This is a genomic window from Aliterella atlantica CENA595 (genome assembly GCF_000952155.1).
In the GTDB taxonomy this organism is placed as follows: domain Bacteria; phylum Cyanobacteriota; class Cyanobacteriia; order Cyanobacteriales; family Chroococcidiopsidaceae; genus Aliterella; species Aliterella atlantica.
The window spans coordinates 100,008-116,213 of sequence record NZ_JYON01000016.1 but is presented as its reverse complement, the minus strand read 5'-3'; the positions used below and the strand labels follow the sequence as shown (position 1 = coordinate 116,213).

The following is a 16,206-nucleotide window of genomic DNA, read 5'->3' as shown; positions in this document are numbered from 1 at the left end:
CTCCCCTGCTCCCCCTACCCCTTCCCTATACTTTTATCAACAGGCGTAAAAACACTCAAAACTCCGTGATACCATGCAATTCGTGCTGTTGAAGATTGGGAGAAGTCCTTTGATACGAGTTGCTGTTGTTGGCTCAGGTCCAGCGGGTTCCTCTGCTGCGGAAACTCTGGCAAAAGCAGGGATTGAAACATACTTGTTCGAGCGCAAGCTAGATAATGCCAAGCCTTGCGGTGGGGCAATTCCCTTATGTATGGTCAGTGAATTTGACTTGCCACCACATATCATCGATCGCCGCGTGCGAAAAATGAAAATGATCTCGCCATCCAACCGCGAGGTAGATATTAATCTCATAAATGAAGACGAATATATTGGGATGTGTCGCCGCGAAGTCCTAGATGGCTTTATGCGCGATCGCGCTGCCCAACTTGGGGCAAATTTAATTAATGCCACCGTTCATAAACTCGATATTCCCACAAATAATACAGACCCTTATACCATCCACTACGTAGACCACAACGAAGGCGGAGCGCAAGGTGTAGCCAAGTCTTTGCAGGTAGACGCAATTATCGGCGCAGATGGTGCTAATTCCCGCATCGCTAAAGAAATTGATGCTGGAGATTATAACTATGCGATCGCTTTTCAAGAGCGCATCCGTTTGCCTCAAGAGATGATGACTTACTACAATGACTTAGCGGAAATGTATGTAGGTAATGATGTCTCTACTGATTTCTACGCTTGGGTATTTCCTAAATACGACCACGTAGCTGTCGGTACTGGCACAATGCAGGTACATAAAGCTAGTATCAAGCAATTGCAAGCTGGTATCCGCGCTCGTGCAGCCAAGAAGTTGGTGGGCGGCGAAATTATCAAAGTTGAAGCGCACCCCATCCCCGAACACCCCAGACCCCGCCGCGTTGTTGGTAGAGTAGCTTTAGTTGGCGATGCGGCTGGCTACGTTACTAAGTCTTCTGGTGAAGGTATTTACTTTGCTGCCAAATCTGGGCGGATGTGTGCGGAGACTATTGTCGAAGCTACCAATAGTGGCACGAAGATGGTGACAGAAAGCGACTTGAAACTTTACCTCAAACGTTGGGATAAAAAGTACGGATTGACATACAAAGTTTTAGATATTCTGCAATCGGTGTTTTATCGCACTGATGCAACCCGCGAAGCATTTGTAGAGATGTGCGCCGATTTAGACGTGCAAAAGCTGACGTTTGATAGCTATCTTTATAAAACGGTAGTTCCAGCTAATCCCATTACTCAACTGAAAATTACTGCTAAAACCCTTGGCAGTCTAATTCGCGGTAATGCTTTAGCTCCTTAATAGCGAACGCTGATGGACGCGGATTAACGCAGATTGTTAAGAAATAAATCTTTTTCTTGGCGACTATATTATTTAGTCGCTTTTATTTTGGTGAGAGCTTTAAAAAAGAATAATCTTTCTAAATAGGAATGCTACAGGTGCTTAAAATCTTCACAATGGTAGTGGAAGCGATCGCATTTAAACATCTCCTGTGAAAGAAGACGAGTTTGTTCAGCAGATTCAAGAACTACAGCAACGGATGGCTAGCTTGCAACATGATGCTAGCCAATTACCCTCGAAGCAAAAACGGCAGTTGACGCAAAACTTAGAGCAACTTAGTAGTGCTTTGCGTAACCTGCAAGTAACAGAAGAAACTATTAGACTTTTGCTGTCGGCGGTGCAGCAATCTAAAGATTCAATCATTATTACTACAGCTAAACTCGATCCGCCAGAACCGAAAATAGTGTTTGTTAATCCAGCATTTGAACAGATGACTGGTTACGCGCTTGACGATGTAACAGGCGTAAGTCCACGTTTGCTGCAAGGTGCTAATACCGATCGCCACGTCTTAGATGACTTGCGCCAACATCTAGCTGATGGCATACCATTTCACGGCGAAGCAATTAACTACCGTAAAGATGGCACAGAATTTTTTGTCGAGTGGAATATTACTCCCATTTGTAACATTAATAGCGAGATTACCCACTTTGTTGCCATCCAAAGAGACATTACTATCCGCAAGCGCATGGAACAAGAACGCGATCGCCTGCTACACCAAGAGCAAGCTTCGCGTGCTGAAGCGGAAGCAGCAAACAGAATTAAAGATGAGTTTTTAGCGATGCTTTCGCACGAACTGAGAACTCCGCTTACTCCTATCTTAGGCTGGTCGAAGCTGCTGCAATCAAATAAGCTTTCAGAATCGCAATTACAAGATGCTTTAGTCAAGATCGAGTATTATGCCAAACGCCAAACGCAATTAGTAGAAGATTTGCTCGATCTCTCGCGGATTGTACGGGGAAAATTAACTCTCAATTTAGCTCCAGTAACACTAATTGCACCGATCGCTGCTGCTTTAGAAACTGTCCGTTTGGCGGCTGAGGCTAAGTCAATTGGTATCAAAACGATGCTTGACGCGACGGTGGGGCAAGTAATGGGGGATGCTGGTAGGTTGCAACAAGTTTTTTGGAACTTACTTGCCAATGCGATTAAATTTTCTTTAGAGGGCAGTTACGTCACTGTAGAACTAGAACGAGTAGAACATTACGCCCAAATTACAGTCAAAGATAAAGGGCAAGGCATTCAGCCTGATTTTTTACCATTTGTGTTCGATCGCTTCCGGCAGGAAGATAGCTCAATTACGCGCAAATTTGGCGGTTTGGGGTTGGGATTGGCAATTTCTAGGCAAATAGTAGAAGCACACGGCGGCAAGCTATTGGCAGAAAGTCCTGGCGTAGGACAAGGTGCAACTTTTATTGTCAAGCTACCACTGCTAACAACTTCCGCTCCTGTTGCAGTAGTTAATAAACCTTTAGAAACAGCAGTAGATTTAAGCGGTATTGAAGTTTTGGTAGTAGAAGACGATCCTGGTACTCAAGAATTTGTCGTGTTTACGCTCAAACAAGCTCAAGCAAAAGTTAAGGCAGCAACATCGGCAATTGAAGCGTTGAAAGTATTGGCAACAACCAAGCCAGATGTATTGATAATTGATATTGGGATGCCGCTAATGGATGGCTATACCTTGATCCGGCAAATTAGAGCTATGAAAGAAGAACAAGGAGGACAAATACCAGCGATCGCTCTGACGGCTTATGCAGGCAAATACGACCAACAACAAGCACTGGCAGCGGGTTTTCAAATTCACGTCCCAAAACCTATCGAACCAGTTGAATTAGTTACAGTTGTAGCTAAACTTGCACGCAAGCAATAACCAAATAATTCGTAATTCGTAAATTACGGTTTCAAGCCCCTGCTCTTTCAAGTATGAGGATTAACTGGTCACTGTTAAAAGCTTTCTACTCGCTAATAGCAGCGCTAGCAGATACGTTGTCTTCAGGGAGAGCATCAGGGTTGCTAGGTAGTTCGAGGCAGTAGCCAGCACCGTAAACTGTTTTGATGTAACAAGGACGACGCGGATCTGGTTCTAACTTAGTCCGCAAGTGGCGGATGTGGACGCGAATTGTCTCAATATCGTCGTCAGGGTCGTAGCCCCAAACTTCTTTGAGGATGTCACTAGGGGATACAGTTTGACCGTGACGCTGTAATAAACAATGCAGTAGCTCAAATTCTAAATGTGTAAGCTTGATTGTTTTCTTAAACCAAATTGCTTCAAAGCGTTCGGGGACTAATGTTAAAGCACCGTAGTTAAGAATTTCGCTATGTTTTGCCGCTTGGGGAATTCTGTCAGTACGCCGCAATAATGCTCGCACTCTAGCTAGTAATTCTTCTACCTCAAAAGGCTTAGTTAGGTAGTCGTCAGCACCAGAGTTAAAACCTTCTACCTTATTTTGGGTTTGACTTAGTGCCGTCAACATTAATACAGGAATTTCTGCAGTACGATCGTCGCGACGCAAGCGCTGGCATACAGTAAAACCGTCTACCTTGGGCAACATCAGATCGAGCATAATCAAGTCTGGCAATAGTTGCAGCGCCAAAGCTTGACCTTTGATGCCATCTTCTGCCTGGCTAACTTCGTACCCAGCCATTTCCAGATTGACTGCTACTAACTCTGAGATAGCAGGATCGTCATCAATAACAAGTATCCGAGGCATTAATAATGATGTTTAACTATTAAGGATAAATAAGAACCTTTGAAGGATACAAAGATTGCTCTACTTATTATAAGGAGCATTCGCAATATAGTCTAACCATTTTCACAAAGCTAGGGAAAGATTAACGATGTAAAACCGCCTTCACTCGACAACTACAGGAAATAATCGCTAGAAGTAATAAAAGTAGCCTCTAATTTGCACTAAATATGTCAAATACTGCCTATATCCCCCCCTGGTGGTTGCAGAATGGATTATTAATGACTGTTTACACTGCTTTATATGCGAGTAAAGATTGGGAAAGCACAACTATACACCCAGAGCCGCCTTATCAAGAAACAATTTTTACAGGGGCGCAAGATGTACCGATTTTTGGCTTGGTTGCTATTCCACCCAATCCACGCGGTACGATTATCGGTACTTACGGAATTATAGGCACTTTAGACAATCAGTGGTATTTGCGTCTTTTGGGACGTAAAGCATACGCTCAAGGCTATGCAGTAGTGTTATTTGACTGGAGAGCGCATGGTAAAACTGCGTTGCTGTCGCCGACTTTGACTTCTGATGGCTTGTATGAAGGAGAAGACTTTGTTTGTATTGCTACCCAAGCAAAAGCAATGGGTTGTCCAGCAAAATTTTGGTTTACAGGGTTTTCTTTGGGCGGACAATTGGCGTTGTGGGCAGTAAAAGCAGCGCAGAGTCTAAATGCTGAAGAATTTGCTGAGATTGGGGGAGCGGCGGTTATTTGTCCGAGTTTAGATTCTATTCGCTCGCTTTCGTATCTAGATAACGATCCTTGGGGTAAGTATTTGGAACAAGCGATCGCCAAAGAACTGCAAAAGTTAGCATTGAGAATCTATGATGCTCACCCCGAACACATCGATTTAGCGGCGATTAATAGAGTCAACAGCATTTGGGGTTTCGATCGCGAGTTAGTTATCCGTCGCTTGGGTTTCCCCACTGTAGAAGCTTATTATCAAGCCAGTAGCGGCTTGCATATACTACCGTATTTAGAAAAGCCAACATTGATAATTTATGCTGCTGACGATCCGATGTTCGATCCAGCGATCGTCCCTGACTTGCAAGCTGCCTGTAAAGATAACCCAAATATTGACTTAGTATTAACTCGTTATGGCGGTCATGTCGGTTATTTAAGCAGCAATTGGGGGCAAGCTCAAGCAGGAGATCCCGATCCTTGGTGGGCGTGGAACAGAATTTTGCAATGGTGCGATCGCGTTTGAAAAAAGAATGTAGAGACGTTGCTCTGCAACGTCTAACCCATGCAAATTAGATCGGATTTGGCATAATCATGGTAAAAAAAGCAGAAGTAGATCGCCAAAGAGAACATCAAGCCAACGAACGGACTTTTTTAGCTTGGCTGCGGACTTCTATTGCTTTAATTGGTTTTGGATTTGCGATCGCACGTTTTGGTCTATTTATCCGCCAACTCCAAGCAACAGTTACTCAACACCCAGTTGCAACTCATCCTATTTTTAACTCGGAAAACTTGGGAGTTAGTTTGGTAATATTTGGCATTATAGCGATCGCTTTGGCAGCTTGGCGTTACAACCAAGTATTTTGGCAAATCGAAAGGGGAGATTATCGCCCCAATCGATTATTAGTTTGGATAATGACTGGGGTAGTAATACTCTTTGGTTTATTAAGCCTTCCCTTACTTTTATGGCGTAACAATACGCCTACTGCTGCACCTATAAAGCCGCAAAAGTCAAAAATTAATTTTCCTGACTAAACTTCTTGCCAAAGCTCCAAATATCTACCTTAAATTAAGTTTATTTGTATTAACGATTACCAGTAATTCGAGCGAGCTTAAGACAACAACAAATCTTCTATCTAATGTCAGAAGTAAATTGCCTATTAGCTTGAATAAGCTAAAAAAGTAAATAACTATCTATTGATAGAGATAGGAGGTAATATCTATGCAGAAACTACAACTCCTCAATCGCAGAAACATAGGCACGATTGGAGCAATCTGCGGTAGCTTGCTTATAAGTATACCAATTAGCTCTATAGCTCAAACAACCCCTAGCAGAGCGCTTAATCCTACACCTAGTATTTTCAAAGAACCACCTTATAATCGTAATTCTACGCCTCAACCAAGCGCCATCACGCCAACATCACCAATCCAGCAAAATTACCCCGTACAACCACCTTTACCAGAACAACAACAAAAAGCGATCGCAATAGTTACTCCAGTAGGGGGTAAAGTTGATGTTAGGCTGAAAAATAATACTAATGCTGTCATCGCTTATGAAGCAATTGAGTACACCAATCGGAGGGTTTTACCCGCTAAGGGAGAAATAGTGCTTAGAGGTTTACCTGCGCCTGTAACTATTACCCTAGTTCGTCAAGATAACGGATTTATTCAAATAATTCCTGCAAGTAGTTCTAGTTCGGGGATGTTGGATATTTCTTTAAGTGAAGCTCCTAGTTTAAACGAGCAACAAGGGACTATTAGAATTCAACAAAACGGTAATGTTTTTGTCAACTAAATGTGTTGATGAGCAGATCATTTTTCAGCGATATTATCCTTTTTAGAATTATGGGGAATTACACTAATTCCCCCATCTGCTTCCATATATGCTATTTTTACCTCTTTGAGTAGCTCTATACCTTGTTGCCTTAATTGACTCATAATTTCTTCTTCTGTTATTAGTTCTTTGGCTAGATTGCGCTCTATTAAACGACCGTTTTTTACTAATAGTAGTGGTGGAGGATTGAGGAATTTTTGCAGTAGAGGAAATTTGTAACCTAGCCAGTTGATTATATAACTCCAAAAGATTACTGTGCCTACAAGCGCTACACCTTCTGTAATTGATGTATAAGTTGTAGCCATTGCATTTTGAGCAGCTTCAGCAAAAAGCACAACTACAAGTAAATCTGTTATGCCTAACATTCCTAATTGACGAGTAGGAATAAAACGCAAAACAAAAAACAATAGTAAATAAACTATAGAACCACGAATAAAAAGTTCGAGAATAGAATTGCTGGGAACAAAAAGTTCATACCAGTTGACTGCAAACCAAGCATCCATAAATTAGTAAGTTTAGATTCTCTACTCTCTTTAATATTAGGAGATAAAACAAAATTTATAACTAGACAATGGATAGTCATTTATTAACTGTTAAACCTATAGCCTGAGATATCGAAGTTAAATTTTGCTCTACTAGCTTTTGCTGCAAACCATCCAAAATACGGCGTACCATAAATGGACCTTCATAAATCCATCCAGTGTAGACTTGGATTAGACTCGCACCAGCCGTAACTTTTTCCCACGCATCAGCAGCGGTAAATATCCCCCCAACACCAATAATTGGCAATTGTCCTTGAGTTTGAGTATAAATAAAGCGGATAACTTCTGTCGATCGCTCGCGTACTGGCAAGCCGCTAATCCCGCCTGCTTCTTCGCTTACAGATTTGCCTGTTGCAGCTATGACTTGAGTTTGCAAGTTTTCGCGGCTAATAGTTGTATTTGTGGCAATAATTCCCGCTATTTGCTGAGTTTTAGTAATAGATAGAATATCTGCGATCGCTTCCCATTCCAAATCGGGAGCAATTTTGACTAAAATCGGCTTGCGTCCTTGGTTTTCTTGTTGCAATACATCTAATATGGCACTGAGGCTAGACGCATCTTGCAAACTCCGCAATCCTGGCGTGTTGGGCGAAGATACGTTGACTACAAAATAATCTCCCCAATCTTGCAACAAACGAAAACTACCCAAATAATCGGCTGGTGCATCTTCTAAAGGTGTAACTTTAGATTTGCCTAAATTAATCCCGATAGGAATTGAACTTTTTGCTAGTTTAAATCTATTGGCTAACGCTTCTGTCATTACCGCTGCACCGCGATTGTTAAAACCCATGCGGTTTAAAGCTGCTTTATCTTGCAGCAAGCGAAATAGACGCGGTTGGGGGTTTCCTGGCTGCGCGTGCAAAGTAACTGTACCAAGTTCGGCAAAGCCAAAGCCCAAATTTGCCCAAATTCCCGCTGCAACGCCATCTTTATCAAATCCTGCAGCTAATCCTACAGGGTTGGGAAAAGATATACCCCATAATTGCTGAGTTAATAAGTCGCTGCTAACACGCAAAGACTTTTGCAGTTGAGATTTTAGCCCCTGAGCAGCCAAATTATTAGTTCGATCTAACCTTGACAAATTACTAATTGTCTGCTGCTGCAACCATTCAGGATCGCTATTTAAGCCAGAAAATAAAATAGGTCTAATTACGGATTGATAAATATCCACCGAGCAATTGTAGAAGTAGTTGAAGCTTATGATTATAACTGGCGATCGCCTCAGTTTGAATAAATCTAGCAGATAGATAATTACTAGCTTTCACTTAATTACAGTAGATTGGAAATACCAGCAAATAAACACGATTTTTGATTGCAATTTTAAGTAGCAATTATTACTGGTATGCAAAACCTGTTTTTGCTCAATTATCATAAGTTAATTTACTTATCAGATCGGGAAATGTCGTAGGTTGTAGGAGCGCAAAGCATTGCGACTACAGAACAATATTCGTAATTAATTAATGATTGCTATATATAAATTGTTTTCTTAATTCTTGAATAAAAAGAGACAATAGAAAAAACTAAGAGTTCTAAAAGAAGGGTAAAAATATTAATGAACTCGTCAAGACCGGAAATTGTTTGCGGTAGTTTATGTCATCTACCTGAAACTAAAGCTATTGTTCCTCGACTAGCATCAGACTATCCTCGTCCGCAATTGCAACGCTCTACTTGGCTCAATCTTAATGGTCTGTGGAAGTTCGCCTATGACGATGAGGGAAAATGTACCTCACCTTTAGATATTCTCCAGTGGGATCGTACTATTGAAGTCCCGTTTGCGCCTGAATCAACAAAAAGCGGAATTGGCGACACGGGTTTTCATCCTAATTGCTGGTACGATCGCGAATTTGAACTAACTAAAGGTGAAGATCGGGTACTGCTACACTTTGGCGCGGTAGATTATTGCGCCCGCGTGTGGGTAAACGGTCAGTTTGTAGCTGTGCATGAAGGCGGACATACGCCTTTTACGATTGATATTACTGCTGTCTTAAACGAAAATGGCGTGCAGCGCGTTACCCTCTGGGCGCAAGATGACCCCCAAGACTTAGCCAAACCGCGCGGCAAACAAGATTGGCAGCTAGAAACTCATAGTATTTGGTATCCGCGCACGAGTGGAATTTGGCAGACGGTATGGCTAGAGCGTGTAGGGAAAACTTATATAGATCGCATTTGTTGGACTCCCCACTTCGAGCGCTGGGAAATTGGTTTTGAAGCTTTTATCGCTGGACAACAAAACGATATTCAAGTCAATATTAAACTCAGCGTTGGCGACCAATTGCTAGTAAACGATCGCTACGATGTATTTAACGGAGAATTGCACCGCCGGATCGCTTTATCTGACCCAGGAATAGACGATTACCGCAACGAATTATTGTGGTCGCCAGAAAAGCCAACGCTAATTGATGCTCATATTCAACTATGGGACAAAAATTGTCAACTATTAGATGAAGTCCGCTCCTACACTGCGATGCGGACAGTGGGAATACAGCGCGATCGCTTTATGCTCAATGGGCGACCTTACTATTTACGCCTAGTTCTAGATCAAGGTTACTGGAGCGATACCCTAATGACTGCGCCCTCAAATGAAGCTTTGCGGCGCGATGTCGAGTTAGTAAAAGCTATGGGCTTTAATGGCGTCCGCAAGCATCAAAAAATTGAAGACCCCCGCTTTTTATATTGGGCAGATGTATTAGGATTGTTAGTCTGGGAGGAAATGCCCAGCGCTTACCGCTTCACGCCAAAAGCAGTAGAGCGCATTACCCGCGAGTGGACGGAGGTAATTAAGCGCGATGCCAGCCATCCTTGTATTGTAGTGTGGGTTCCCTTTAATGAATCTTGGGGAGTGCCTAATTTAGTTGAGACAGCGGCGCACCGCAATTATGTTTTAGCTCTGTATCACTTAACCAAAACTTTAGACCCCACAAGGCTAGTCATTAGTAACGATGGGTGGGAAAGTACCGATACAGATATTATTGCCATCCACGACTACGACAACAAACCGCAGCGGTTATATAAACGCTACGGGCAAGATGTAAAGCTAGCAGATTTATTCGATCGCCAGCGTCCAGGTGGGCGCGTTTTGACGCTTGATGGCTACCCCCATCACGGGCAACCTGTAATGCTAACAGAGTTTGGCGGTATAGCTTACGCCCGACCTTTAGATAATCTCGCAGTTGATAAAACTTGGGGCTACGTACGCTCTGCCGATATCTCCGAGCTACAACTGAGGTATGAGGCACTACTAGGAGCAGTCAACAAAATCGAGATGTTTAGCGGCTTTTGTTATACCCAGCTTACCGATACATTTCAGGAAGCTAATGGCTTATTGTATAGCGATCGCACGCCGAAGTTTCCTATAGAGGCGATCGCCGAGGCAACTAAAGGAGAGGAGGAAGATGTATTCCCAGGAACTATTAAAACCGGATGGGCGCAAGCTGACCCTATACAGTCGCTTCCCCATTGATGAGGGGATTGTTGCCCCTAGTCCTAGTAATGAAAAAGTCGCCGCAAACCCACATTTACGCTGGCATCCTTTACGGGGTGAATGGGTAGCTTATGCCAGTCACCGTCAGGGGCGGACTTTTATGCCTCCGCCTCAGTACAATCCTTTAGCACCCACTAGCGATCCAGAGTTTCCAACAGAACTGCCCCAAGGGCGCTATGACATAGCTGTATTCGATAACCGCTTTCCGTCAATGAGTATAGCGGCGCACGATCCGCCTGCATCTATTGTCGAGACATTACCAGCTAACGGGACTTGTGAGGTGGTGGTATTTACTCAAGATCCGCAAACTGCTCTTAGCTTGTTGGAAGTAGATAGACTAGATTTACTGTTGCAAGTATGGGGCGATCGCACATCTAAAGCACCGCCGCAAATTCAGTACGTTTTGCCGTTTGAAAATCGCGGCGTAGAGGTAGGGGTGACTTTACACCATCCTCACGGGCAGATATACTCTTATCCTTTTGTACCGCCAGTTCCGGCGCGGATGCTGGAGTGTCAACGGGCGTACTACCAGCAGCATAATAGTTCTTTGCTGCCAGATTTGATTCAACAGGAAATAGCTGCAAGCGAACGGGTTATTTACCTGGATGAATATGCGATCGCTTTTGTACCTGTATGCGCCCGTTACCCTTACGAAGTCTGGATTGCACCGATTGCGCCTGTTGCCACATTTAACGACCTTAGTGTAGAGCAACGTTTTGCCCTTGCCAAAGCGCTCAAAACTGTAACTCTCAAATATGACGGCTTGTGGAATCGCCCTTTTCCTTACTTGATGGCTTGGTTTCAAGCGCCGATTGATAGTAAACCGCATCCAGAATTTCAACTGCACGCCGAATTTTACCCGCCATTGCGGACAAAAGATCGGCTCAAGTACCTAGCGGGAACTGAACTTGCAGCCGGAATGTTTGCTAATGACACGCTCCCAGAAGAAAAAGCCAAGGAATTGCAAGCAGTAGTCGTCAATATTGAAACGCCTGTAAAGTTATGAATGCTGAAGTTGCTGCCAAATTAGAGTTAATTCGTCAATTTTTAGTTACAGCCGATGTTATCGGCGTGCGTTTTAAGGGTATAGATTGGTTTGCCTGGGTAACAGCGGGTGCTAGTAATGCTGTGCTGCTGACAGCAGAAACAGGAGTAGCAGAAGTATTAGTTACTGCTGCTGATGCTTGGGTATTAACTGATGAAATTGAAGCCCAGCGCTTGCAGGATGAGGAATTACCTGCATTTCAATTGCACGTCAATCCTTGGGCTGATAGTGCTGCGCGCGAAGCATTTGTACGTGAGGCTACTAATGGCGGGAAAATATGTAGCGATCGCCCAACTACTACTGAAACGCCTTTGCCTGAATTGCTTGTAAACTACAAACGGGTAATGATGCCTAGTGAAATAGAGCGCTATCGTCAGGTAGGGCAAAAAGCCAGCGCAGCAATGACAGAGGTACTATCTAACGCCAAACCTACATGGACAGAATACCAACTAGCTGGGGCGGGTGCTGAGGCATTGTGGGCGCGGGGGTTGCATCCAGCTTTGACATTGGTAGCAGGAGAAAGGCGTTTACCGCTATATCGCCACGCGACACCTAGTAGCGAGCCGATTTCTCAAGTGGCGATGATGGTATTTTGCGCTAGAGGATATGGCTTGTATGCCAATCTCACCAGGTTTGTATGTTTTGGCAAGCAAGACAAATATGCCCAATTGCACCAGCACGTTCGGGAAATTGAAGCTCAAGCTTTGGACTCGTGTAAACCTGGCGTAGCTCTGAATGCAGTCTACCAACAATTGAAACAAGCTTACGAACAACATGGGTATCCTCAAGCTATTTACCAACACCATCAAGGCGGAACTTGCGGCTATTTAGCTAGAGAAATTGTTGCCAATCCTGATACTACTGATACCATTACCGCCAATACGGCTATGGCTTGGAATCCAAGTTTACCAGGAGCAAAAGTTGAGGATACTTGCGTGCTGCTAGAAGATGGCAAATTGGAAAATCTTACTTTCGATCCAAGTTTTCCGAGTGTAGAAATTGCAGGGAGACTGCGCCCTGTTCCTTTAGAAATTGGTTAATTTATGGATTTTCAAGAGATATTTGGCACAAAGCCCGAAACCCAAGCTACTGCACCAGGAAGAGTAAATTTGCTAGGCGAACATACTGATTATAATGATGGGTTTGTATTACCGATCGCTATTCCTCAACGCACAACGGTAGAACTAGGTTTTAGCCCTGATAGCCAGCACCACTTTTATTCCCAAGAACTAGAGGAAATGGTTAGCGTTGCAACGAGCGATCGCACTCCCCAAGGTTTTGCTAGTTATATATTTGGCTGCATCCAACTTTTAGCAAAACAAGGTTACAAAATCCCGCCTGTAAACATATACGTTACATCTACCGTACCGATTGGTGTGGGCTTATCTAGCAGCGCGGCTTTGGAAGTAGCAACGCTCAAAGGATTACGCAGCCTGCTGAATTTGCCTATTGATGATGTGCAAATTGCCCAAATCGGACAACAAGCTGAAATTCAGTATGCAGGCTTAAATTGCGGCATTATGGATCAAATGGCATCTAGCCTTGCCGATACTCATGCGATGCTATTTCTAGACACTCGTACCCTCGAACGGCGCACGCTGGAATTGCCAGCAGGTGGGGAAATTTTAGTTATTGATAGTGGCGTGCATCACGAATTAGCAGCAGGTAGCGGCTACAATCAACGGCGGGCGCAATGCGAAGAGGCGGCGCGACTTTTGGGAGTAAAAGCGTTGCGGGATGTTACCGATCCTCAAGTTGCCCTAAGTTTACCAGAACCACTTTGTCGCCGCGCTCGTCATGTAATTACGGAAAACAATCGCGTGTTAGAGGCGGCGAGGGGAGTTTCGGTGACGCGCTTTGGTGAGTTGATGAATGCTTCTCATGCTAGTCAACGCGATGATTATCAGGTTTCTGTAACTGAAGTAGATGTGTTGGTGGATTTGTTGCAAAAAATTCCAGGAGTGTTTGGCGCACGTCTTACTGGTGGTGGTTTTGGTGGTGCTTGCGTTGCTTTGGTAAGGGAAAGCGCGATCGCAACTGATGTACTGAGACAGTACGGCGAATTAGGATACACGGGTAAGGTATTGGTTTAATGAGGTTGTTTTTGATGGAGGTAACGAGCGATCGCATCATCTAAGCAAGGCATTAATAAGCCTCGGTTGCTGCCAAGTACGCTGTAAGTAGGACGTTGCGCTATAAGTCCTAATTCTCGCGCGTGACAAGCGATTATTTTACTGCTATTTATACCAGCTTGTTTTGCTGCTAATTTGGCTAAATCTGCCCAAGCGATCGCTCCTTGATTTGCTAAATGCCACAAACCACACTCGCCGTCAATGAATAAGTCTAAGCTAGCGTTAACTAAATCGGGAACGTATGTAGGTGAAACGATATCATCTGTCGCAATAAAAGTATTTCCCGCTTCTAATTGGCGCAATGCTAAGGTGACGAAGTTGTATTCATCCCAAGGGCTGAAAAATGCACTGGTACGGACTACTAACGATGCAGGATTGGCTGATAGAACTTTTTCTTCGGCGATCGCTTTACTACGCCCGTACACGTTTAGAGGAGCAACAGGATCGCTTTCGGTGTAAGGAGTAGTTACACTACCATCAAATACTAAATCCGAGGAAAATGTCATTAGGGCAATTTCTCGGTTAACACAAGCGATCGCTAAATTTGCTGCACCCTCTGTATTTGCAAGTAAACAGGCATCTACTTCGCGTTCGGCATCGTCTACGCGGACATATCCAGCAGCATTTATAACTGCCCAAGGATTAAGCTCGCCTAGTGCGGCTTCTACAGATGCAGGGCTAGTAATATCTATCTGTTGGCGCGATAGCAGATAATGAAAAATTCCCCTTTCAGTGCAGGCGCGGGCAAATGCTTGTCCTAACGTTCCTGTCGCTCCGACGATAATAAGTGGTTGAGTAGGTGGTGCTTGTATTTGCTCTAAAATGTCGCCTACAGGTGGATACAAAAGCCGTTCTTCTCTATGCCACCAACCAGGTGTATTTAGTAAAGGATGGTTTGGTTCGATGTCTTGGGCTAAATTAGCGATCGCTCGTGCTAATGCTGTACGACGTGGACGAGGCGATCGCAAATCGAATACACCTGGTTCATAATACCCATCAAAGCGAGTAAGCAAGCTATTCCAATCGTAGGCTCCTAATAGCGACCAAGCAGTTATAGCACGTACATCTACTCCTGTTTGCTTTTGCTCGTTTGCTGCCTGCCACACTTCATACAACCACCGCAATTGTTCTTCGCGGGTGCAGCCAAGATGTACCTCAGTTACAGCCAAGGGCAAATTATAGCGCTGCCACGCAGCTTGGAGCAATTTACCTACTCCCATTGTATTTTGGGCGCAAACTCTGACAGCTTCTACATCAGCGTATGCTTGTTTTGCGTTACCGCCATGAACCGATTTTGGATAGCGCTCCAAACGTTCGTCAAGAAAGCGATCGCTTGTCAGGTAATGATTAATCCCCATAATATCGGGTGGGCAAGGATTATCCAAAAACCAATTTAGTTCGGCTTCTGTAATGCCAGCCGAAAGTAAGTAATCCCATGTCGGGCGATCGCGATTTAAACGTCCGCACAATAGATCGAAGCTCAACCAGCGACGTTCGTTTTCTAATTCTGCTTGATATGCCAATAGCGGCGTACTAAAAATCTGCCCCAAATCGTCAGTTTGCACCAGTTGGGCGTTGGGGTTAATTTCTCGGATTGCTTGCATAGATAGAGCGATCGCCCGACACTGATTGAGCAACGCCCGCGCGAAAGTTAAGTCATCTTTGCCGTGAGGATACCAGTGTCCGTACAAGCCGCTAAATCTAGCTGTAGTCAAAGGTTCATTTACAGGCGTGTAATAGTCGATCCAAGGATAGCGATCGGCAACCATCCGCGCAAAAGCAGCTAGTTTTTCAGGAAATTCTGGATCGACTAGACTTGTATATCTAGGACCGCTACCGTGATGCACTAAACCGACAATCGGGCGAATCCCAAGTGCTTTAAGCCGATGCAACCTTTCATCAGCCCATAACCAATTAGGTTCATCTAAGCTATTAGGAGCAGTCCGCTCCCACAATACGGGGTAACGTATAGCGCTTATTCCCAATTCGGCAAATAAATCTAAGTCTTTTAGGCGATTAGCATGACCGTTTTGTTCTAACTGGTCGCTATATTCATCACCTACTCGATTAACAGTACACTCTACACCAGCCCAGATTTCCAAAGGGAGTGATTTCAAACTCATGAGCCTCCGCTGGCAAACATCTAAAATTCTGGAACCAACTTCAAAGAATATTTTGTTCTGCTCAAGATCGCCCATAGTAACGCAGTATGAATAGACCTCTTGCATAAGTCCATAGTTTAATGGACAAGGAGGACAAGGGAGACAAGGAGGAAAAAGATAGGATTGCTAATTTACAGAGCGTTGCCTACTTTTGCAAGAAGTCTAATTTCCTATCTGCGTTCATCTGCGTTCATCTGCGTTCGTACAAAAAATCTATCCATATC

At 44.0% G+C, this 16,206-nt stretch carries 13 protein-coding genes; 9 read left to right on the top strand and 4 right to left on the bottom strand.

Features of this window, described 5'->3' with window-relative positions:
* The first annotated feature begins 73 nt into the window (after positions 1 to 73).
* Both chlP and UH38_RS15530 read left to right on the top strand, forming a co-directional pair.
* Positions 74 to 1,327, top strand: coding sequence for a geranylgeranyl reductase (gene chlP / locus UH38_RS15535; protein WP_045055576.1), 1,254 nt, complete (start codon positions 74 to 76; stop codon positions 1,325 to 1,327).
* 190 nt (positions 1,328 to 1,517) lie between these two features.
* A complete protein-coding gene (locus UH38_RS15530) occupies positions 1,518 to 3,233 on the top strand; it encodes a hybrid sensor histidine kinase/response regulator (protein WP_082065405.1) in 1,716 nt (571 codons plus the stop codon).
* An 85-nt stretch (positions 3,234 to 3,318) separates the two neighbouring features.
* Here the strand turns inward: UH38_RS15530 and UH38_RS15525 are convergent, their stop codons facing one another.
* Entirely contained in the window at positions 3,319 to 4,074 is a 756-nt protein-coding gene (locus tag UH38_RS15525) for a response regulator transcription factor (RefSeq protein ID WP_045055575.1), read from the bottom strand.
* A gap of 206 nt (positions 4,075 to 4,280) precedes the next feature.
* On the opposite strand from UH38_RS15525, the gene UH38_RS15520 reads away from it, so the two are divergent.
* The 3 genes from UH38_RS15520 (at position 4,281) to UH38_RS15510 (ending at position 6,581) form a co-directional block, all read left to right on the top strand.
* Positions 4,281 to 5,312, top strand: a complete 1,032-nt coding sequence (locus tag UH38_RS15520) for a YheT family hydrolase (protein WP_045055574.1) — start codon at positions 4,281 to 4,283, stop codon at positions 5,310 to 5,312.
* A gap of 68 nt (positions 5,313 to 5,380) precedes the next feature.
* The gene (locus UH38_RS15515; protein ID WP_045055573.1) at positions 5,381 to 5,821 is read left to right on the top strand and encodes a YidH family protein; all 441 of its coding nucleotides are present in this window, start codon (positions 5,381 to 5,383) and stop codon (positions 5,819 to 5,821) included.
* Between the two features lie 187 nt (positions 5,822 to 6,008).
* Positions 6,009 to 6,581, top strand: a complete 573-nt coding sequence (locus UH38_RS15510) for a hypothetical protein (protein WP_045055572.1) — start codon at positions 6,009 to 6,011, stop codon at positions 6,579 to 6,581.
* A 17-nt stretch (positions 6,582 to 6,598) separates the two neighbouring features.
* Here the strand turns inward: UH38_RS15510 and UH38_RS15505 are convergent, their stop codons facing one another.
* A complete protein-coding gene (locus UH38_RS15505; protein WP_045055571.1) occupies positions 6,599 to 7,123 on the bottom strand; it encodes a DUF421 domain-containing protein in 525 nt (174 codons plus the stop codon).
* 76 nt (positions 7,124 to 7,199) lie between these two features.
* A complete protein-coding gene (locus UH38_RS15500; protein WP_045055570.1) occupies positions 7,200 to 8,333 on the bottom strand; it encodes a quinone-dependent dihydroorotate dehydrogenase in 1,134 nt (377 codons plus the stop codon).
* Between the two features lie 381 nt (positions 8,334 to 8,714).
* Here UH38_RS15500 and UH38_RS15495 point away from each other — a divergent pair, with 381 nt between their 5' ends.
* The 4 genes from UH38_RS15495 to galK are packed head-to-tail and all read left to right on the top strand — an operon-like array spanning position 8,715 to position 13,781.
* Positions 8,715 to 10,622 (top strand): glycoside hydrolase family 2 protein, encoded by a 1,908-nt coding sequence (locus UH38_RS15495; RefSeq protein WP_082065404.1) that lies wholly within the window; start codon positions 8,715 to 8,717, stop codon positions 10,620 to 10,622.
* Positions 10,555 to 11,649 (top strand): galactose-1-phosphate uridylyltransferase, encoded by a 1,095-nt coding sequence (galT, locus tag UH38_RS15490; RefSeq protein WP_045055569.1) that lies wholly within the window; start codon positions 10,555 to 10,557, stop codon positions 11,647 to 11,649. The genes UH38_RS15495 and galT overlap by 68 nt, the downstream gene beginning before the upstream one ends.
* Positions 11,646 to 12,728 (top strand): M24 family metallopeptidase, encoded by a 1,083-nt coding sequence (locus tag UH38_RS15485; protein ID WP_045055568.1) that lies wholly within the window; start codon positions 11,646 to 11,648, stop codon positions 12,726 to 12,728. Before galT ends, UH38_RS15485 begins: the two co-directional genes overlap by 4 nt.
* 3 nt (positions 12,729 to 12,731) lie before the next feature.
* Positions 12,732 to 13,781 (top strand): galactokinase, encoded by a 1,050-nt coding sequence (gene galK / locus UH38_RS15480; RefSeq protein ID WP_045055567.1) that lies wholly within the window; start codon positions 12,732 to 12,734, stop codon positions 13,779 to 13,781.
* On the opposite strand, the gene UH38_RS15475 is transcribed toward galK, so the two are convergent.
* On the bottom strand, positions 13,778 to 15,943 hold the full coding sequence (locus tag UH38_RS15475) for a family 1 glycosylhydrolase (protein WP_045055566.1): 2,166 nt from the start codon (positions 15,941 to 15,943) through the stop codon (positions 13,778 to 13,780). The two genes, galK and UH38_RS15475, sit on opposite strands and share 4 nt — an antisense overlap.
* Positions 15,944 to 16,206: the final 263 nt, after the last annotated feature.